The organism is Streptosporangium sp. NPDC049376, assembly GCF_044466505.1.
GTDB lineage: Bacteria > Actinomycetota > Actinomycetes > Streptosporangiales > Streptosporangiaceae > Streptosporangium.
This window is the reverse complement of the sequence record NZ_JBITMT010000011.1, coordinates 161,914-181,172: the sequence shown is the minus strand read 5'-3', so window position 1 is coordinate 181,172 and position 19,259 is coordinate 161,914. Positions and strand designations below refer to the sequence as shown.

Below are 19,259 nucleotides of genomic sequence, written 5' to 3'. Positions count from 1 at the left end.
GGATCTTTGCTTCGGATATCCGGAGTTTTGGCGTCCCCGCCGTGCGCCCGATCGTCGTGCGGTGACGCCCACCGCCCCCAACAGCCGCACCCGGTGACCCGGTACCGCCGACCGGCCGCGGCTGCCTCCACCGAGCCGGATCGTTCCCCTCGGCGGTCTCACCGCTCGCGGATCACGTAGCGGGTGTGGGCCCCGTCCATCCACTCCCGGTCGATCTCCCGGCCCGTCACCCTGCCGACGAGCGCCAGAGCTGATGTGAGGCAGGTGGCCATGGGCGGGCTGTACCCGTTGAGAGCGAGCGAGATGAAGTCCTGCCACCCGTCGGGAATGTCGTCCTCGTAGTCCTCCTGCCCGCTCTCCAGGCGGGCCTCCTCCCACGCGCAGTACTCCAGCCACCCCGCCGGCAGCTCCGGATCGCTCGTCCAGCCGGTGTCGTTCAGGTCGAACTGCAGTCCCCGCGCGTAGGAGTCGAGCGCCTGCGGATCGCGTCCCCACCGCTCTCCGGGAACGGTGACGCCGAAGCCCGTCACGTGGTCACCGTTGACCGCGTAATCGAGATCACGTGGCCCGTTGATGTTCCAGCTCATCCGCAGCGCCCGCCCGCCGTACGAAAGCTCCCGTAGCGCCCGATCGCAGTCGAACCCCCGCACCTGGATGATCTGCGTCCAGTCCGCCGTCAGCCGACCGGCCCAGACAACCCCCGCGTCACCGTCGGCGGGCCTCCCGCGTACGGCGTCCGCCCAGACGCACTCAACCGCGTCATCCACGTCGGCGACCGAAACCCCCAGGCGTCGTGCCGCCTCCCACACCTCCAGCCCCTCGACCCAGGCCGCCATGAACCATTCGCCCATGCGGTAGGACCGGACAAGATGCCAAAGACGCTCTGATCGCCGCATTCCCGTTCCCGCCCGTTCGGCACTCGTTCCTGAGGCGACCCAATCAGACATCCCCGACAGTCACCGTGGGAGCGGGCACCACAACGGGATTCGTCACCCGGTCGTCCACACCGCCGTCCGGGTCGCGCTCGGGCTCGCTTTCCAGTGGATCACAAGTCCCGCTCCATAGCGTGCCGCCATGAGTCTACGCACACGGGTCGCCGGTGCTTTCTTCGTTCTGGCGGTCCTCGCGGTGGTGGGCGCCCTGGTCGGTGCCCTCGGGCACTACACGGTTCTCGACCGGCCGGTCCTGCTGGGGACCCTGGCCGTGAGCCTGGTCGTCCTCGCCGGAGCGCTCGTTTTCGGCGGAGGGCCCCGCGGCCCCGCCGTCGCGCTCGGGATGATCTGGGCGACGGTGGGGCTGGTCACCTACGTGAACAGCTGGCAGGTGTACGCCCGGATCCCCGGCCCGACCGGCAGCGGGCTGGAGGTGCGTGTCCTGTACGACGACTGGATCATCCCCGACTGGGCGCTCGTGGTTCGCAGGAACGACGGCCTGCTGACGCGTGAGTGGCCCCTGGTCGAGCGCTTCAGCTCCGAACACTCCGACGGCCTGCCCACTGTGACCTGGGTCGATCCCTCACACGTGCGCCTGGACGACAGGCCGGGTGACGACCGGGCGCCCTGGGGCGGGCAGGTGATCGTCCTGGACCCCGGGACCGGGCGGCCGCTCAAGCCGGACCACCCGGTGAGCGCCTTCTGAGATCCGGCCGTCCGGGAGCCGTCGACGTCGGCCGGTGAAAGTCCGCACCTCCTTCGTTCCCCGAAGAAGAACACGAAGTTCGCCGCCGGTTCCCCTGGATGTCATGAACATGCACTCGTACGTTGGTTGGTTACCGGCACCCTCACCGTCGATAGACGCAATGCCGACGAGGAGCACGTGTTATGCGCTTCAGTTCTCCGTACCGCCTGGCCTCGGCACTTGGGGCAGCCGTCGCCGTCACCGTCGGCTCCGGCGCCGCCCTGGCGCCATCCGCTCTGGCCGCACCCGGTGCGCCGGGCACCCGGCCGTCCTTCTGCGAGCACGACAACCGCGACACGCCGTTCGCGAAGTACCTGTGCGCCAAGCCCGGTGACCTGCTCGACGTCCGCATCGGCGATGTGCACCCGACCCAGCCGTCGCTCGGTTACGACGAGGTGTACTACAAGCTCGGCCGCTACACCCTCGGCAAGGACGCGATCAACAAGAAGTTCGACGACTGGTGCGAGGCCGACGGCCGGGAGGAGGCGGCGTCCGTTTCGCCCGGCGCGCGCCTGGACGACCCGTCCTCGTTCACGTGTCAGATCCCGGTCGGCGCGGAGACGCCGGACAGCGTCGCCGCCATGAAGACCGTCGTCATCGGCCCCCATGGCGAGCCGTTCCTCACCGACGGGCACCACACGCTCACCTCCTTCTTCGAGACCCCTGACGGCGGCGCCGACCTGCACGTACGGCTGCGGGTGCAGGCCAACCTGAGCACCTTCACCCGGCAGAGGTTCTGGAACGAGATGCAGGCGCGGAAGTGGGTGTGGCTGCGCGGCCCCAACGGCAAGCCGGTCACCGTGAACAAGCTGCCGACCGGCGTGGGCCTGGCCAACTTCACCGACGACAAGTACCGCAGCCTGCTCTACTTCGGCCGTGACATCGGCTACGAGCAGAACGGGCTGCCGTTCCAGGAGTTCTACTGGGGCAGCTGGGTCCGCGACGCCAAGCCGATCGACCTGGCCGGCTGGAACCAGAACGACCACGGCAGCTACCTGGCCACCGTCAAGGCGCTGACCGAGGCGATCACCGCGCTGCCCAAGGGCACCGTCGTCGACAACGGCCTCACCGCCGCCCAGCTGGGCGCGCTGGCCCAGTGGAACAACGGCAAGGCCGCCAACAAGGGCGAGTTCGACAAGCTGAGCAAGCCGTACTCCGACGCCAAGCCAGGAAAGCTGGCCTACACCCTGGAGTACAAGCGCGCGCACGGCCTGGGCTGAGACCTCCGGGACCGTACGGCCGGGCCGCCGGGCGACCGTGCTCGACGGCCCGGCCGGTGTCTCGGCCAGGGGTCGGTTCTCACCCGCTCGCAGGACGCGAACGGCCAGGTGGGGCGCGGCGATCCGTTCGCTCGTCACCGCGGCGTCCCGGAGATCCCCGCGCCGTGGCCGGATCGGGCGGGCGCCGTGTTGTCGTACCCGGCGGCTACTCTTCGGCGCATGACGGTCCCCGAGGTCATCCCCATCGCCCACGAACCCGGCTATCACACCGACACGATCGGCCACTGGGACGGTGGGCAGTTCCTCGGCTCCGTCGTCGCCGCCTTCCCGAACGGCTACACCGTCACCGACGACTGGCCCGCCCACAAGCGTTGGCACGCCGTCCTGCACACCTTCGACGCCTCAGGCCACCACCTCGGCTCCCGCGTCGAACGCACCGGCACCGACGAGAACCACCGGACAGCCGTCGAAACCGCCAAGAACCTGCTGACGCGGTGGCTCGACGCCCTCCCCGGCCACCGTTACGGCGACATCGCCATCCGGCCCTTCCGGCACGAGGTCGACGACGTGCTGTTCGGCCTTGTCATCGAGACCTTCGAAGGCACGGAACACGCCGAGCTCTACCCGGACACCCTCGGCTTCTACGAACCCTGGGACGGTTCATACGACACCTGACCGTCCCCGGATCTCAGCTGTCTAGCCCTGTTGCTTGAGGCGGAGCGCCTCTTTGCGAACCTTGACCTGGAGGGCCTGCTCGCGCTCCAGCCACTCCGGGTTCTCCGCCTTCAGCGCGTCGATCTCGGCGGTGGTGAGCGGTTCGGTGATCCCGTTCCTGAGCAGACCGGCGACGGAGACCTTGAGCTTCGCGGCGATGACCTGCTTGGTGTGCGGGCCGTTGCGGCGCAGGTCGACGAGCCAGGCGGGAGGCGTCGACTGCAGCTCGTTCAGCTCGTCCCTGGAGACGACACTCGCCTGGAACTCGGCGGGAGTGGCCGAGAGGGGGACACCCAGCTTCTTGGCCGCCGTCGAAGGCTTCATCGTCTGGGTGGTCTTCGGTTTGGGCGAGGTCATGGCGTCAAGAGTAGCCAGCCGGAACGGGTTCTCCTGACATCGATACCCTGGGGAAGTGACCGATGGAGAGACCGGCAGGGTGTTCCGACTGGCGTACGTGCCCGGGGTGACACCCGCGAAATGGGTCAACATCTGGAACGAGAGAATGCCCGGGGTGCCGCTCACTCTGGTCGCGGTTCCCGCCGCCGAGGTGGTGGAACTCCTGCGGAGCGGCGGCGCCGACGCCGGGTTCGTCCGGCTGCCGATCGACCGGGACGGGCTCAGCGTGATTCCTATCTATGTGGAGGACACGGTGGTCATGGTGCCCAAGGGGCACGTGGTGACCGCCGCCGACGAGGTGACCGTCGCCGATCTCGCCGACGACGAGGTGTTCCACCCTCTTGACGACACCATCGAGTGGGCGGTCCGACCCGGGCAGCCCGCTTTCACCCGCCCTGCCACGACGGCGGAGGCGGTCGAGCTGGTGGCGAGCGGCACCGGGATTCTCCCCGTACCGCTGTCGCTGGCGCGCCTCCACCACCGCAAGGACCTCACCTACCGGCCGGTGTCGGACGCGCCGCAGTCCCAGGTCGCGCTGAGCTGGCCCACGGACGCGACCACCGACCTGGTGGAGGACTTCATCGGCATCGTCCGCGGCCGTACGGTGAACAGTTCGCGAGGCCGTACCCCCGAAGCCCCTGCCTCCTCGGCGAAGAAACCGGCACAGCGGCAGGCGCAGAAACCCGCGCAGAACGGCTCCGGCCGCCGGGCCGTACCGGCCGGTCGTAAGAAGAAGGGCCACCGCCGGTAACGGAGCCCGGTGCGTCGATCGGTCCCGGCGGCGCCTCCCGACCGTGCCCGTCGTGGTCGCCCACGCCGACGCGAGAGGAGCGCCCCGGCAGGGTCAGCGATCAAGGACCGGGCCCTTGTGGGCGGCGAAAAGCCCAGGCCGGGACGTTTCACGTCCTGAGGCGCCCGCTAGCATCGGGGTTCCCCGGTCCCGCCTCGCGGACGCTCCTACCGCGACGGACGCCCGGCCGACTCGCGACGGAGCCCGCGTGCCCACGATCGATCCCCGCCGTCTCCTCATCCTCCGCGCCTTCGTGCTGTCCGACTCGGTCACCGCGACCGCGGCGGCGCTGCACCTGACGCCGTCCGCGGTGTCGCAGCAGCTCGCGGCGCTCGAACGCGAGGTCGGTCACGTGCTCGTCGTACGCGCGGGGCGCAAGCTGGCGCTCACCCCGGCCGGGCGCATCCTCGCCGAGCACGCCGAGGAGATCAGCTCCCGGCTGAAGATCGCCGAGGCCGACCTGGCCGCGCACGCGGGCGGTGTCCTGGGGCAGCTCAGGATCGGCGCCTTCCCCACGGCGATCAGCTGGTTGGTTGCGCCCGCCATCGTCGAACTGCGCCGTCAGGCACCGGGCGTCGACGTCACGGTCGTCGACGCGGAGGCCCACATGAGCCACCGGATGCTGATGCGCGGCGACATCGACGTGACCGTGACCATGGAGTACGAGTCCAGCCCCGAGCGCGACTCCCCCGACATCGTGAAGTTCCCGCTCTACATCGAGCGGTTCAAGGTCGTTCTCCCCCACACGCACCCGCTGGCCGGGGAGGAGGGCGTCGGGCTCACCCAGCTCGCCGAGGAGAACTGGATCATGCCGTCACCCGGTAACCCGTGCCGCACGATGGTGTTGCAGGCGTGCGCCGAACTCGGCTTCCACCCGTCGATCACCCATGTCTCGGACGACTACCGCGCCGCGCTGGCGCTGGTCGCCGCCGAGGCGGGAATCTGCCTGGCGCCGGAGTCCGCGCTCTCCGCCCGCGACGCCGACTGGGTGGCGATCCTGCCGACGCGCGGCGTCGCGCCGCTGCGCAAGGTGATCATGACGACGCGACGCGACAACCAGGGTCATCCCGTCGTACGCGCGGGGCTTGAGGCGATGCGAGCCGCCGTCGCCTCGCCGGACGCGGAGATCTACGGCCCGCTCGCGCGGTCCGACACCTTCAGTGTCGAGTGACGGCTCCGGCCGGTGGCGCGTTCTCGCGGAGGAAGGCGTCGACGTGCCGGTGGTACTCGTCCGGCTTGTCGCGGCGCACACAGTGGTGGGCTCCCTCGATCACGACGACGTCGAAGCCGGGCGCGACGGCCGTGAGACGCTCACGGGAGTGCTTGTCGACGATGACGTCGCCGGTACCGGTGACGAGCAGCGCGGGCACGCCCGCCGGACCGACCGTGATCTGCCGCGCGGTCGGCGTCCAGATCCGGCGCTTCTCGTGGAGCCGCTGCTCCATGTAGTCGGTGTCGACGGCCTTCATCGCCTCGGCGAGCGGACGCAGCTCCTGCTCCGCCCAGTGGGGATAGAGCTCGCGCTGTATCTCCACGAGTTCCTCGACCGACGCCGTGTCGGCGTAGTCGAAGGGGTCCTTGATGGTCTGCTCGACGCTGAGCCACGGGTTGGGACCTGCCTCGGGCACCCACCACGGCGGGTCCTCAAGCACGACGCCGGCCACGAGGTGCGGGGCGTCGGCGGCGACGAAGGCGGCGATCCGCGCACCCATGGAGTGCCCGACGACGAGCGTCCTGCGCCCGGTCTCGTCGAGCATGTCCTTGAGGATGTCGATCGCGTCCTGCACCATCACGTCGGTCGACGGAACACCCTCGTGTTCGGGCAGGCGGCCGGGTGACTTCCCGTGGCCCCGGGCGTCAGGCGCCACGATGTGGTAGTCGCCTCCCCAGCGGTCGACGGCGTCACCGTAACAGGCGCCGGACTCCACGGCGCCGTGCAGGATGAGAATGGCGGGCGCATCTGCTGCGTCCCGCCCGTACTCTCGGACGAACAGGTCGGTTCCCACGTGTCCTCATTCAGTGCTCTGTGGCGCCGGCCTCCGGCCGGCTCACAACAGGGTGATCGTTTGGTGAGACATGGTCGTGATCGTGGCACGCCTCGTCGGCGTCGCGCAACGCTCCCGCAGGCCAGGGGGGCGGCTCCGCCTCCGGTGTCGCCTCGACCAGCGCGCGCGTGCAGGGGTGCCGCGGGGAGCGGAAGATCTCGTCGGAAGGACCGGTCTCGACGATACGGCCACGCTGCATGACGGCGACGCGGTCGCTGTAGAGCCGGATCACCGCCAGGTCGTGGCTGACGTGGAGGAACGAGATCCCCTGGTCGCGCTGCAGGTCGGCCAGCAGGTTGAGGATCTGGGCGCGCACCGACACGTCGAGCGCCGAGGTCGGCTCGTCCGCGATGATCAGATCCGGTTTGAGGGCCAGCGCGCGGGCCACGGCGACGCGCTGGAGCTGCCCGCCGGACGCCTCGTGCGGGAAACGCCCCAGGTAGTCGGCGCCGAGGCCGACCGACTCCAGCAGTGTGACCAGCTCGGCGGTCGACGTCGTCTCGCCGTGCGCGTGGAAGACGTTCTCCAGCGTCTGCCGTACGGTCTGCCGCGGGTTCAGCGACGCCAACGGGTCCTGGAAGACCATGGCGACGTTGCGCCGCAGCCGCCGTAGTCCTCGCCTGCCGAGGCGGGCGAGGTCCTGCCCGCCCGTACGGACGGTGCCGGACGTCGGCACCACCAGGCCGTTGGCCATCCGCGCCAGTGTGGACTTGCCCGAGCCGGACTCGCCGACCAGGCCGAGCGCCTCGCCTCGCTCGACGTGGAGCGAGACGCCGTCGACGGCGAGGAAACCCCCGCGCCCGCGGCCGAAGCCACCGAATGTGCGGTAGCGCTTGCTGACGTCGGTCATCTCCAGGATCGGCTCGCTCACCGGGCGACCTCCTGCGGTGCGGGGAGACGATCGAGGTGGCAGGCCGCGAGGTGCAGCCCGCCGACCTCGCTGGTCGGGCGGGCGGTGGGCAGCGGCGCCTCGACGAGGCAGCGTTCGCCGACCTGGTCGGCGAGGCCGCAGCGCGGCGCGAAGGCGCAACCCGGTCCGGCGTCGCGCAGCGACGTGGGCGCGCCGGGGATGGCGCGCAGCCGGGTCCGCCGCCCTCCGGTTTCGAGCCGGGCGTCCAGTCGCGGCGTGGCCGCGCGGAGACCGGCGGTGTACGGGTGGGCGGGCCGGTGGAAGATGTCGCGGAGGCTGCCGTACTCGGCCTGGCGGCCTGCGTAGAGCACCAGGACCTCGTCCGCCGCGCTCCCCACCACCCCGAAGTCGTGGCTGATCAGGAGCATCGCCATGCCGTACTCCTGCTGGAGTTCGCGGAGCAGGGCCAGGATCTGCGCCTGCACCGTCACGTCGAGCGCGGTGGTCGGTTCGTCGGCGATGAGGAGCGCGGGCCGGTTCACCAGGGCCATCGCGATCACCGCGCGCTGCCGCATGCCGCCGGAGAACTCGTGCGGGAAGCGGCGTACGGCGTCCGCGGGCTCGGGGATGCCGACCCGGTCGAGCATCTCGACCGCACGGGCCCGCGCGGCGCGGCGGGTGACCGACGCGTCGTGCAGGCGGAGCGCCTGGGCGATGTGCGCGCCGATGTCGAGGTACGGGCTGAGCGCGGACATAGAGTCCTGGAACACCATGGCGACCTCGCGGCCCCGGGCCCGGCGCAGTTCGCGCTCGTCGGCGGAGAGCATCTCCCGGCCCGCGACGACGATCCGGCCCCTGGCGCTCGCCCCGCGCGGCAGCAGCCGCATGATCGCCCGGCCGGTGATCGTCTTGCCCGAACCCGACTCGCCGACCACGGCGAGGGTGCGTCCGCCGTCCAGGCTCACGGAGAGATCCCGGACCACGTCGGCGGTGACGCCGCCGCTGGTGAACGAGACACACAGGTCCTCGATCTGGAGTACGGGGTCAGACACGGCGGATCCTCGGATCGAGAAGCGGCATCAGCAGATCGGCGATCAGGTTGCCGACGATGATGAGGAAGGCGGAGAAGAGCGTCACCCCGACGACGATGCTCAGGTCGGACTCGTTCACGCCGGACAACAGCAGGTCGCCGAGCCCGTGCAGGCTGAACACCTTCTCCGCGATCACCGAGCCGCCCAGCAGCGCGGTGACGTCGAGCGCGAACATCGCCGCGACCGGCACCATCACACCGCGGACGGCGTGCCGGTTCACCTGCCGGTTCGACGCGCCGCGCGCGGTCATCGCGACGAGGTGGTCGGCCGAGAGCTCGTTGAGGAGCTGGGTACGGGTGACCCGGATGTATCCGGCGGCGAGGATGAACGACAGCACCATCCACGGGCCGATCAGGTGCCAGGCCCAGTCCGCCGGCGACTCCGAGAACGACACGAAGCCGGAGTACGGCAGCGCGTTGAGCATGAAACCGAAGACCTGGAGGACGAGCAGACCGACGAGGAAGGTCGGCACCGACAGCCCGAACATCGCGAAACCGGTCGAGAACCGGTCGACGACCCCGCCCTTGCGTATCGCCGACAACGCGCCGAGGCCGATGCCCACGACGAGGCACAGGACGGCCGCGCCGAGCGCGAGCGACAACGTGACGGGCAGCCGCTCGGCGATGAGCGTCGTGACGTCGCTGCGGTTCGGGAACGAGTAGCCGAAGCAGGGCGCTGGACAGTGCACCTGCTGGGCGCCCTGGCCGTACGTACGGCCGGCGAAGAGGCCCTTCACGAACTCGGTGTACTGCCACAGCACGCTCTGGTCGGTCTGCATGTAGGCGCTGACCTTGGCCCGGGTCTCGGGCGGGCACGGCTTGCCGCACATGGAGCGGGCCGGGTCCTTCGAGGCCCCGAAGAAGAGACAGATCGTCACGAAGGCGATCGAGAGGAGCATGAACACCGCGGTGACCATGCGGCGGGCTATGTAGACGATCATGCGGCATCCTCCGTGCGCACATCGAGGACGTCGCGGAGCGCGTCACCGGCGAGCGTGGCGCCGAACACGATCAGGAACACCACGGCTCCCGGGAAGAGCATGTACCAGACGTCCGCGCCGCTGTAGATCCACGGCAGCGAGTCCGAGAGCAGTTTGCCCAGGTCGGGGACGTCACCACGCAGACCGACGCCGAGGAACGACAGCCCCGCGACGACGCTGACGTTGCCGGGCAGCGACATCGCGAACAGGACGACGACCAGGCCGAAGAGGTGCGGCAGCATCTCGCGGCGGATGATCTGCCAGGGCGGGGCCCCGGTCGCGCGCGCCGCCTCGACGAAGGCGCGGGCGTTGACGGCTCCGGCCTGGGCGCCGATGATCCGGGCCGGGACGGTCCAGCCGAAGAAGGCCAGCACCAGCACGAGGACCAGGCCCCGAGGCATCTCCTCGGGCACGATCGCCATGATCGCGATGACGAACATCAGGCCGGGGAAGCCGAACATGAAGTCGATCAGCCGCCCGGCGACGGCGCCGAACCAGCCGCCGAAGTAGCCGATCGCCGTACCGAGGACGGCGGCGAAGGCGATCGACAGGATGCTCGCCCCGAACGCGATGAACAGCGACGAGCGGATGCCGTAGACGATCTGGGCGAACAGGTCGACACCCGTCACCGGGACGACGCCGAACCAGTGGTCGGCGCTGACGCCGCCGAAGGCGCCCAGCGGACGGCCGCCGTCCGGGTCGAGCAGGTCGGTGTGCAGGGTGCTCGGGTCCTGTCCCTCGATCCACACGAGCAGCGGGGCGCAGAGTCCCGCGACGAGCGGCACGACCAGCATGACCAGGCCGGCGACGCCGGACCGCTTCCTGAGGAAGCGGCGGAGGGCCGGCGTGCCCCGGCCCTCCGCCTGCCGGATCTCAGCCACCGACACCGACGACCAACTCGTTCGCGAACGGTGGGTAGGCGGGGATGAAGTAGTTCATGATCTTCGAACCGGCCAGGGCCTGCGTGCGCTGCACGAGGATCGGCACGATCGGGGCGTCCTCCATGATCTGCTTGTCGATCGCGGCCCACATCGTGGCGGCCTTGCCGAGGTCCGGCTCCGCGACGGCGGCGTCGATCGCGGCGTCCACCTTGGGGTTGGAGTACTTGGAGGCGTTGCCGCCGCCGTCGCCGATCTCACTCGACGCGAACAGCGGCTGGATGGTGCTCATGCCGCTCGGGAAGTCCGCTCCCCAGCCGTTCGTCGTCATGTCGTAGTCGCCGTCGTCGGAAGAGATGAGCTCGAACCAGGTGTCTCCGTCGAGGCCCTTGAGCTCGACCTTGACGCCGATCCGCGCCAGCGAGTTCTTGATGCTCTGGGCCTCCTTCTCCTCGATCGCGCTCACGTCGGTCGGGTAGGTGAGCGTGAGCTTCAGGTCGGAGACCCCGGCCTCGGTGAGCAGCTCCTTCGCCTTGTCGACGTTGCCGGTTTCGCCGCCGTCGTACAGGTTGTACTCGGTGCGGCCGGGGATACCGGGCGTCATGATGGTCGAGGTGATCTGGCCGCCGAACTTCGGACCGCCGTACACGCTCTGCAGCTCGGCCTTGTTGATCGCGTAGTTGATCGCCTTCCGGACGCGGACGTCGGAGAGGCTCGGGCGCTTGACGTTCATGGCGAGGTAGCGGAAGTAGCCCGACGGGCTGTTGGCCATACGGTTGGAGATCGACGGGTCGGACTCGATCCGCTGGAACTGCGACGGCGAGATGAGCGCGTTGCTGATCGCGTTCTTGTCCGCGCCCTTGTCGTCGATGAGGCGCTGCACGATCGTGTCGTTGTTCAGGCCCATGTCGAGGACGATCTTGTCCGGACCGGCGAGCCGTACCTGGTCGGTGTCGGCCTTCCAGTTCGGGTTGCGTTCCAGTACGGCCTGCGAGCCCTTGCGGAAGCTCGTCACCTGGTACGGGCCGCTGGCGACCGGGCGCTCGCCGTACGTCTCCGGCTTGGTGTCGGCCGCGGCGGGCACCGGCGCGAAGGCCGGCATGCTGACGATCCACGGCCAGTTGCCGAACGGGCGCGCCAGACGGAAGACGATCTTGCGGTCGTCGACGACCTCGATGGAGTCGAGCTTCTTGCCGTCGTACGGGCCGTCGTAGTCGGCGCCGCCGACCAGCAGCGTCTTGTGGTAACCGAGGCCGCCCTGGAACATCGGCGCGAACGACCGCTCGATGCCGTACTTCACGTCCTGCGCGGTGATCGGGCTGCCGTCGGAGAACTTCAGGCCCTCCTTCAGCGTGAAGGTCCACGTCTTGCCGCCGTCGTCCGTCGTACCGGTGTCGGTGGCGAGGTCCGGCACGAGGACCGTGTCCTTGTCCGGGAACGTCTGCCACGACGTCAGCCCGCGGTGCACCCACCGCAACCGGCTGGTCGGCACCATCTGCGCGTTGGCTGTCTCGAAGGACTCGTTCGCGCGCCGCGAGAGGTAGTGCAGAGTCTGGCCCTTCGGCACGGACTCAAGCGCCGTCGCGTTCTTGTCCTTCGTCGGCCCGGTGGACTGCGAGCTGGACTGCGAGTTCGCGTTGCAGCCCGCCGTCACGAGGGCCAGGACGAGCGCGAGCCCTACGGGCGCCACTCTCCGGGATCGATTCGCCATAGATCGCGCTTCCTGTGAGGCGGTCCCAATCGTTCGGGTCCGCTGCTGGATCTCAGGAAGGGAGTCTGTTGGCGGGCGAGAGCGCCCGTCCATCGAGGAGTTCTACACGGGATCTTTAAGAAAATCTGATAGATCGCGGAGACCTGCGCGTGTGACACCCACGATACCCCCCTCTCCGGGTGGCTGGAAGATCACGACGCACACCCGCGGGCGGGATCCCCTCCTCCGCGCATCGGCCCCCTGCACCGGTCCATGGAACCGCGCCTGATCGTAGCGATATTTGGGCTGTTTTCATACCGTTGTCAGGCTTCTGTCATGCCGTTCTCATCCCCATGACACGTTCATTAGCCGGATAAGGCGGTTAAATACCGCAGATAGTGAACTATGCCCCAATATGGCGAAAACCGCATTTAAATCCAGGCCTGCCGTGAAGTGACCACAGGCACGTACAGGCCGTGCACAGGACCACCAGGAGCGGCGACACCGTCTTCACCAAGCGGAACAGCAGCCAATGAAACCGCAGAACTTTAACCAGAACTTCAAAATCAACTACCCCGGACAAGCAGCCCAACGACCCAAGCCCCACCACCCGGCACACCCTGGCGCCGTTCCCAACCGCCTTCACACCACCCGGCCCGCGCCTCATCCCCGGGCTACTCCCGCGCCACCCGACACACCGTCACGTCACCCCTGGCCACTTCCACGTCGCCCCTGATCGTCCTCGCGCCGCTCCTGGCCGTCCCCACACCACCCGGCCCGCGCCTCGTCTCTGACCATCCCTTCATCGCTCCTAGCCACCCTCACACCACCTTGCGCGTCTGCGCCTCGCCCTCAGCCACTCCCGCATCGCCCCTGATCGCCTCCGCGTCCCTCCTGTTCACCCCTCACATCGCCCTTGGCAACTTCCACGGCGCCCCTGGTCATCCTCATGTCATTCCTGACCGCCTTCTCGTCGCTCCTGGCCATCCCCACACCACCCGGCCCACGCCTCGTCTCTGACCAATCGCCCCTGGCCGTCCCCTCGTCGCCCCTGGCTACCCTCACACCGCCCGGCGCGCCGCGCCTCACTCCCAACCGCCCCCACATCACCCCTGGTCACCCCTGCGTCGCTTCTGTCCACCCCTGCACCACCCGGCGCATCTGCACCTCACTCTGGCTACCCATACCATCCGATGCACCCCCGCCATCCTCGTGTCATTCCTAATTGCCCTCTCGTCGTTCCTGGCCATCCCCACACCACCCGGCCCGCGCCTCATCTCCGACCACTCCCACGCATCGCCCTTGGCCGTCCCTTCGTCGCTCTTGGCCACCCCGCGTCGCCTTCGGCCACCCTCACGTCGCTCCTGGCCGCCCCGCTGTCGTGATGCGCATCCTGCTGTGCTCGCGGATTCCCACCCCGAAAACCGGGGCTCAATCACCGCGGCCATCGCGCAGGGGTCACTTCGGCGGGTGAAACGCGGACCAGAAAGATCAGCCACGTCACGGTGAGAGATTTCCCCGAGGCCATGTCGATTCGCGGGCCGCTCATTCGACGTGTAGATGAGGGAGCCGAGAGGCGGCCCCGACGGACGAGGAGAACGCGATGTCGAAGTACCTGCTGATCATGCGGGGCACCGACGAGTCGAACGCGGCCATGATGGCCGATATCGACGAGATGATGGCCACGACCCGCCTATTCATCGAGGACGCGGTCAAGGCCGGTGTTCTCCTGGCGGCGGAAGGGCTGGACGATCCGGGCCAGGGCGTCGTGGTCGACTTCAGCGGCGAGACCCCGGTGGTCACGGACGGACCGTACGGCGAGACCAAGGAACTGTTCGGAGGCTTCTTCATGCTCGACGTCGCCTCGAAACAGGAGGCGATCGAATGGGCCAAGCGGGTCCCGGTGGCTCGCGGGTCCAAGATCGAGGTTCGGCGGGTACCCGGGGACGACGAGGTCCCGCAGACCAACGATTGACCACCCAGATCTGGACCGGCGGCCGGATCCAATGGGCATGACCGACGCCGAGGCCGTCCTACGGGTTGGTCGGCACGGGCTGTCGTCGAGTCGGCCCGATTCACCGGCGACTTCGAGCCGACCGAAGCCTCGACCGGGAGACGGTGACGTCATGGCCGCTCGCCCCTCCGGCGAACCCGGCCGACCAGCTGGACCGTGAAGGATCGACCCGCTCCACCACCGGATCACCTTCCAGAATCGATGCGCCCCGCCGTCGGCCGGCTCGACGGTCAACTCAGCCGTCAACGAAGAACCGATCCCGGCAAGACCGATGACGGCGTGTCGGCACCGACGTTCATCGGCTACCGCCCCGTGCTCTTCCCCGGGGCCGGGCCGGGGCCGGGCGGGCCGACCCCACGCATGATCGGTGGCCTGCCCAGCGAGGAGATCGCCCGCGCGTTCCCCGCACCGGCCCGCGTCACCCGGGACGAGAACGGCCGTTGCGCCGTCCAAGCTGCCGCCGGCCACCGAGAGCGGGTGGACGGCGTGCCCAGAGCCACCTACACGATCTTCTCCAAGGGGCCAACGACCGCGTCGAGGACCGGCCGCCGCGCCCCGGCATCGCATACGAGGCGATCCGGCCGGTCTTCGCACCGGCCACGCCGCGGCCGGACGAGCTTGGAGGTGCCCGGCCTGATCGAGAGGTCCTCCAAGACCGCAGACCGAATGCCCGAGTACGCGACAGTGGTCACCCTCGAATCCCGGAAAGGCGAGAGGCGCTTCTCGAAGCGTTCGCGGCTCTCACCGTACGAACAGTACGGAAGCCCATCAAGGGCGTGATCCACACCAGCGAGCGGGGCCGAGAAGCCACACCGGACGTGCCAACGCCTCGCCGTACTGACCTGCCCAGCTCCTGGAAACCACCTGACGGTACAGAACGGTGTGCGCCTCCCGTCAGCGAAGAAGGGGACACCGGGGATCAGCAAGGAGCGGCTCGATCAGGCCTTCCCCATCGAGTGGATCCGCCGTCTCCGAGATGATCTCGGAAGTCTGACCTCACATCCTCAGCCCTGAAAAAGCCCCAGCCTCAACACGTGATACCCACGGACGGTTCTCTGTATGAGACCGCGTTGCCGTGTCCCGCTGCCGCACGGACAGGAAAGAGGCTTTCGGGAGGATGCAGAGGGCTCCGACCTGCTGCGCGGCCGAGAAAACGCCTTCTGATCCGTAGCCGGTCCGAGAACGTCCGCCCGCGTCTACCAGTGTCAGAAACGCCTGCTCATTGATGCCTTCGCCGCAATCACGTTCTACGAACGTCCATCAGTTTCCAGGCCCGTCGTTGGCAACCGCGCCGGCGGGAGCGGCCGTCATCGTGGCGCGCATGCTCCAACTGAGGGCGCGGGCGGCGGAACTCGGCAGGAAAACGCGAGGCATCGGACTGCGCGCGCACGATAAGCACCGCCAACGATGTGAAATACCCCTTCACCTACTGAGGAGGGCAAGGTCAGCCCGTGGGAGAGATTGGGTTAACCGAAAACACGAGAGCGGACGCAAGAACCACCCCGACCGCCTTCATCGAGGGCCATCACCGCTTGGTGGTCACCGTCCTGCAAAGATTGTTACATCATATCCCTTGTCTCATCTGCATCACCCTCTACTCTTTTCCCTGCTGTATCCCCCTAAGCAAGGACGTTGATGAAACTCTTCTTCGCAGGCCTCGTGGCGACAGCCGCGGCCGTGGGCACGGTGGCCGTACCCGCTCAGGCGGCATCCGCCACAACCGTGCAGGCCGCTCCGGTGGACCCGGTGAAAGCCCTGAAGGCCCAATTGGTCCCGGGCAAGGGCGTAAAGATCACCGAATCAGGTGGCATCACCCTCGATTTCACCGTCGACGACCAGGCCATGCAGGTACAGGTGAACACCAGCTCGACCGGCACCGTGGCTTTCGGCAAAGGCAACATAGCCGCTGCCGACCTCCGTGTCCGCACGTCCTCACGTCTGAAAGGGTCCAAACCTCCCTACCGCGTCATCACCGAAGGCAGAAACGCCTACGTGACCAACGCCGGCATCGCCAAGGCACTGCCTTCCGGTCGTTCCTGGATCCAGTCGAAGACCAGTGAGCGTGAGAACACCATCCTTAATTTGGGCGTCACCCCAGCGGAATTGAAGTTCATGCTGGACAACGCATCAGAAGTGGCGACCGGCGAATATCAGGGCACCGCCAAACTCACCGAATTCCGGCACGACAAGTCCGCCGGGGAAGGCGACGTCGAGTTCCACCTGTACTTCGACGAACGCAACCTGCTCACCCGCACGGTCGTCGACACGACGGCCTACCCGGACAGCGGCAGCTCGGCCTATGACCAGATGGCCTTCCACACCGACACCAAGTATTCGGGCTGGGGCACCAAGGTGAAGATCTCCGCACCGGCAGCCGGCAAGGTCATCAGCGAAAAGAAACTCAACGCGAAGACCCGCAAGGCCGTCACAAAGGCCGGCTACCCGGAGGACGGCCCCTTCTGACCTACGCCAAGAAGGAGCCGACGTCGCCAGGCGAACCCGTGTACGTCCTTCCCATCTGAGCGGCGCCCCCTTCGGAGAGGCACTGAGCCTCCTCATCCATGGCTGAGCCAGTCCCTGCGGATCCGGCGAAGGTCAGCGAGACGACTCGGGGTACCAAGGACCACGCCTCACTGCCTGCCTCTCCGCATGGCTCAACGCGGGCATTCCGTCGAAGCAGGTCGGAGTGGACAGGCAACAGCTGGAGGCTCTTCATGGGGTTCCAGACAGGTCGGCCCGATCCCGTTGAAGCGGTGAATCACATTGCGGACAGTGCCGTCATCGGCGGCCACCAGGCGGGCGATGACCGAGACGGTGTTGCCGCCGGCCGAGGCCGGCAGCATCATCGCCCACCGGTAGCGCACCGAGCTGGTACTGCCCCGGCGCACGACCTGCTGGAGCTTCCACCCTTCCTGGTCGGTCAGCTTGTGGTTCCGCCGCTGCACTCCCTGCGCCGAGCCGGAGCTGACGACTAACATCCAATCCGCTCAGGCTCAGCGACCGCGAGCAGCGACCCGATGACCCTTCCGGCCACCGCACCAGAGGTGCTCGGAGAACGTCGTCCGCCTCACGACGTTGTGCTGGGTGACCTCGCGCGTCTTCCGCTCAATGAACCAGTGCAGCGCCTTACGGCAAGACCACGCGGATCCCATCGCCCAAGGCGCGAAGGCGCTCGACCGACTGAACAGCAACTGGACGGTGACGGCTGGACCCGTAGCTGTACGGACATGAAAGAGGCCCTCCGGGATGATCCCAGAGGGCCTCTGACCTGCTGCGCGGCCGAGAGGACTCGAACCCCTAACCTTCTGATCCGTAGTCAGATGCTCTATCCATTGAGCTACGGCCGCTTGCCTGTCGTTTTGGCCTGGTGGCCTTGGCGACGGGGATAACTCTACCAGGCGTGGGTGGGTGCTCAGCCAAATTATCGGCTGTGGCACCGGAGGTCCCCAAAGTCCTCAGGGGGCGGTCTTGAGGATCGAGGACAGGACGCCGGGGAAGCGGGCCTCCATCTCGGGGAGGCGGAGTTCGTGACGACGGAAGCTCCCCTCGGGCGTGACGCGTAGGAGCCCGGCCTCGCGGAGGACCTTCAGGTGATGGGAGAGCGTGGACATGCTCACGGGGACGTCGAACTGGCCGCAGACCACGCCCCCGGCCTCGGCGAGCCGACGGACGACCGTCAGGCGGACCTCGTCGGCCAGGGCGCTCAGCATCATGGGCAGTGTGATCGTCGAGACATCCGGGTGCTGGAGGGGACGCATATCCCGCATGGTACGCAGCGGGGCCTTGGCGAGCATGGTGCCGTTTTGACGCGTATGAATGCACCAGTGGCTCAGTGGGGCGCCTGGGTTTCTCCGGACATGTGGGCCTGTGCGGCTTGTGGACACGAGTAGTGCTCAGCGAGTACCGGGGTGCTCAACGATTTCCGGACAGTCCTGACCGAAAGCCTGGAAGAGGTAAACACGTGACTCGACGTCGCAGGCAGTTCTCGCCCGAGTTCGGAGAGGAAGCCGTCCGCATGGTGCTGGACGGCCCTCGCTCCGTCGCCGCGGTGGCCCGGGAGTTCGGCATGAACCGCCACTGGATCAACACCCGCAAAAGCCACCTGTCCGGAAACCCCCAGGTACCCCACCAGCGAACGGAGCCCTTCGAGAGAACAACCCGGCCCCAGGCAGCGGCACCCGCCGAGAGAACGACTCCCCCGTCACCCGTTGAGAACGCCCCCGAAAGAACAGCCCCCATGGGAGCGACCCCGGTCCTTACCGAACGGAGTGGTCCGAGGGAACGGAGTTCTCCACAGGAGCTTCCTTCTTGGGGAAAAGGGTGTAGCTGAGGGGCCACAGGAGGGAGATGAGGACGATCCTTGGGAGGACGCTTCCGAACTCCAGCAGGCCGCTCGCCTTCGACCAGTCGCCGACCAGCCAGCCCAGGCCGTACAGCACGGCGGCGGCGATGGCGCAGGCCAGGACGGTGCGCAGCCACATCATCCATTCGTAGCGGGCCCTGGCCTTGCCGCCGGGTGGGGGCTTCCAGGGCGGCGGCCCTCCGGCGAAACGGTGGGCGAAGCGCTGGTCGGCCCACTTGAGGGTCCGATGGCCGAAGACGATCGAGTAGGCGAGGTAGCCCGCGGCCAGACCGTGGCGCCAGTCCGCCTCGGCGCCGCCGCGGATGTCGACCACCGAGGCGGCCAACAGGATCACGTCGAGCAACGGCACCGCGAGCAGCAGGGCCGTACTGAGACGTCTCATGCGCAGCAGGTAACGCGTGACGAGACCGAGTCCGAGAAGAACCCAGAAGCCGATCTCGCAACCGATGATCACCGCCAGAACCATGGTTCAAGGATCGGCGCGTGCCCCCGGTTCGGGCATCGTCTGCGCTGACGAAGTCCGTGGCCCCGCCTACATCCTTGTGTGTACGA

The 19,259-nt window shown here is 68.1% G+C and carries 18 protein-coding genes, 1 tRNA gene and 1 pseudogene; 8 read left to right on the top strand and 12 right to left on the bottom strand.

Features of this window, described 5'->3' with window-relative positions:
* Positions 1-158: 158 nt before the first annotated feature.
* The gene (locus tag ACIBVQ_RS26230) at positions 159-851 is read right to left on the bottom strand and encodes a DUF6461 domain-containing protein (protein ID WP_399180615.1); all 693 of its coding nucleotides are present in this window, start codon (positions 849-851) and stop codon (positions 159-161) included.
* A gap of 223 nt (positions 852-1,074) precedes the next feature.
* Between ACIBVQ_RS26230 and ACIBVQ_RS26225 the strand changes: the two genes are divergently transcribed.
* The 3 genes from ACIBVQ_RS26225 to ACIBVQ_RS26215 all read left to right on the top strand — a co-directional run bounded on the left by ACIBVQ_RS26225 (position 1,075) and on the right by ACIBVQ_RS26215 (position 3,572).
* A complete protein-coding gene (locus ACIBVQ_RS26225; protein WP_362917417.1) occupies positions 1,075-1,638 on the top strand; it encodes a hypothetical protein in 564 nt (187 codons plus the stop codon).
* Between the two features lie 182 nt (positions 1,639-1,820).
* The gene (locus ACIBVQ_RS26220) at positions 1,821-2,897 is read left to right on the top strand and encodes a ParB/Srx family N-terminal domain-containing protein (RefSeq protein ID WP_352012893.1); all 1,077 of its coding nucleotides are present in this window, start codon (positions 1,821-1,823) and stop codon (positions 2,895-2,897) included.
* A gap of 219 nt (positions 2,898-3,116) precedes the next feature.
* A complete protein-coding gene (locus ACIBVQ_RS26215) occupies positions 3,117-3,572 on the top strand; it encodes a hypothetical protein (protein ID WP_399180613.1) in 456 nt (151 codons plus the stop codon).
* Between the two features lie 21 nt (positions 3,573-3,593).
* Here ACIBVQ_RS26215 and ACIBVQ_RS26210 read toward each other — a convergent pair whose 3' ends face one another.
* Positions 3,594-3,968 (bottom strand): DUF5997 family protein, encoded by a 375-nt coding sequence (locus ACIBVQ_RS26210; protein WP_352012891.1) that lies wholly within the window; start codon positions 3,966-3,968, stop codon positions 3,594-3,596.
* A gap of 55 nt (positions 3,969-4,023) precedes the next feature.
* Between ACIBVQ_RS26210 and ACIBVQ_RS26205 the strand changes: the two genes are divergently transcribed.
* Together ACIBVQ_RS26205 and ACIBVQ_RS26200 are read left to right on the top strand one after the other, a co-directional pair.
* Positions 4,024-4,758, top strand: coding sequence for a LysR family substrate-binding domain-containing protein (locus ACIBVQ_RS26205; RefSeq protein ID WP_399180611.1), 735 nt, complete (start codon positions 4,024-4,026; stop codon positions 4,756-4,758).
* 247 nt (positions 4,759-5,005) lie between these two features.
* On the top strand, positions 5,006-5,968 hold the full coding sequence (locus ACIBVQ_RS26200) for a LysR substrate-binding domain-containing protein (protein WP_362782421.1): 963 nt from the start codon (positions 5,006-5,008) through the stop codon (positions 5,966-5,968).
* Here ACIBVQ_RS26200 and ACIBVQ_RS26195 read toward each other — a convergent pair.
* Genes ACIBVQ_RS26195 through ACIBVQ_RS26170 form a run of 6 tightly spaced genes read right to left on the bottom strand, consistent with a single transcriptional unit; the run spans position 5,955 to position 12,330 of the window.
* Positions 5,955-6,803, bottom strand: a complete 849-nt coding sequence (locus ACIBVQ_RS26195; RefSeq protein WP_352012888.1) for an alpha/beta fold hydrolase — start codon at positions 6,801-6,803, stop codon at positions 5,955-5,957. The two genes, ACIBVQ_RS26200 and ACIBVQ_RS26195, sit on opposite strands and share 14 nt — an antisense overlap.
* Positions 6,804-6,813: 10 nt before the next feature.
* Positions 6,814-7,713, bottom strand: coding sequence for an ATP-binding cassette domain-containing protein (locus ACIBVQ_RS26190; RefSeq protein ID WP_399180609.1), 900 nt, complete (start codon positions 7,711-7,713; stop codon positions 6,814-6,816).
* Positions 7,710-8,744 (bottom strand): ABC transporter ATP-binding protein, encoded by a 1,035-nt coding sequence (locus ACIBVQ_RS26185; RefSeq protein WP_362917410.1) that lies wholly within the window; start codon positions 8,742-8,744, stop codon positions 7,710-7,712. The genes ACIBVQ_RS26190 and ACIBVQ_RS26185 overlap by 4 nt, the downstream gene beginning before the upstream one ends.
* Positions 8,737-9,723, bottom strand: a complete 987-nt coding sequence (locus ACIBVQ_RS26180; protein WP_362917408.1) for an ABC transporter permease — start codon at positions 9,721-9,723, stop codon at positions 8,737-8,739. Before ACIBVQ_RS26180 ends, ACIBVQ_RS26185 begins: the two co-directional genes overlap by 8 nt.
* On the bottom strand, positions 9,720-10,649 hold the full coding sequence (locus ACIBVQ_RS26175; RefSeq protein WP_399180606.1) for an ABC transporter permease: 930 nt from the start codon (positions 10,647-10,649) through the stop codon (positions 9,720-9,722). The genes ACIBVQ_RS26180 and ACIBVQ_RS26175 overlap by 4 nt, the downstream gene beginning before the upstream one ends.
* A complete protein-coding gene (locus ACIBVQ_RS26170; protein ID WP_399180604.1) occupies positions 10,636-12,330 on the bottom strand; it encodes an ABC transporter substrate-binding protein in 1,695 nt (564 codons plus the stop codon). The genes ACIBVQ_RS26175 and ACIBVQ_RS26170 overlap by 14 nt, the downstream gene beginning before the upstream one ends.
* Positions 12,331-13,933: 1,603 nt before the next feature.
* On the opposite strand from ACIBVQ_RS26170, the gene ACIBVQ_RS26165 reads away from it, so the two are divergent.
* Positions 13,934-14,305, top strand: coding sequence for a YciI family protein (locus ACIBVQ_RS26165; protein WP_386191147.1), 372 nt, complete (start codon positions 13,934-13,936; stop codon positions 14,303-14,305).
* Positions 14,306-15,979: 1,674 nt separating this feature from the next.
* Entirely contained in the window at positions 15,980-16,807 is an 828-nt protein-coding gene (locus ACIBVQ_RS26160) for a hypothetical protein (protein ID WP_399180602.1), read from the top strand.
* A 254-nt stretch (positions 16,808-17,061) separates the two neighbouring features.
* Here the strand turns inward: ACIBVQ_RS26160 and ACIBVQ_RS26155 are convergent.
* The 3 genes and pseudogenes from ACIBVQ_RS26155 to ACIBVQ_RS26145 all read right to left on the bottom strand — a co-directional run.
* A pseudogene (locus tag ACIBVQ_RS26155) lies at positions 17,062-17,322 on the bottom strand (hypothetical protein); the annotation flags it as partial.
* A 296-nt stretch (positions 17,323-17,618) separates the two neighbouring features.
* Positions 17,619-17,691, bottom strand: a tRNA-Arg gene (locus ACIBVQ_RS26150).
* Positions 17,692-17,799: 108 nt separating this feature from the next.
* A complete protein-coding gene (locus ACIBVQ_RS26145; RefSeq protein ID WP_352012871.1) occupies positions 17,800-18,102 on the bottom strand; it encodes a metalloregulator ArsR/SmtB family transcription factor in 303 nt (100 codons plus the stop codon).
* Positions 18,103-18,176: 74 nt separating this feature from the next.
* On the opposite strand from ACIBVQ_RS26145, the gene ACIBVQ_RS26140 reads away from it, so the two are divergent.
* Complete coding sequence (locus ACIBVQ_RS26140) at positions 18,177-18,674, top strand: transposase (protein ID WP_399180600.1); 498 nt, start codon at positions 18,177-18,179, stop codon at positions 18,672-18,674.
* Here ACIBVQ_RS26140 and ACIBVQ_RS26135 read toward each other — a convergent pair.
* The gene (locus ACIBVQ_RS26135) at positions 18,601-19,173 is read right to left on the bottom strand and encodes a hypothetical protein (protein WP_352012870.1); all 573 of its coding nucleotides are present in this window, start codon (positions 19,171-19,173) and stop codon (positions 18,601-18,603) included. The genes ACIBVQ_RS26140 and ACIBVQ_RS26135 overlap by 74 nt on opposite strands.
* Positions 19,174-19,259 lie beyond the last annotated feature (86 nt).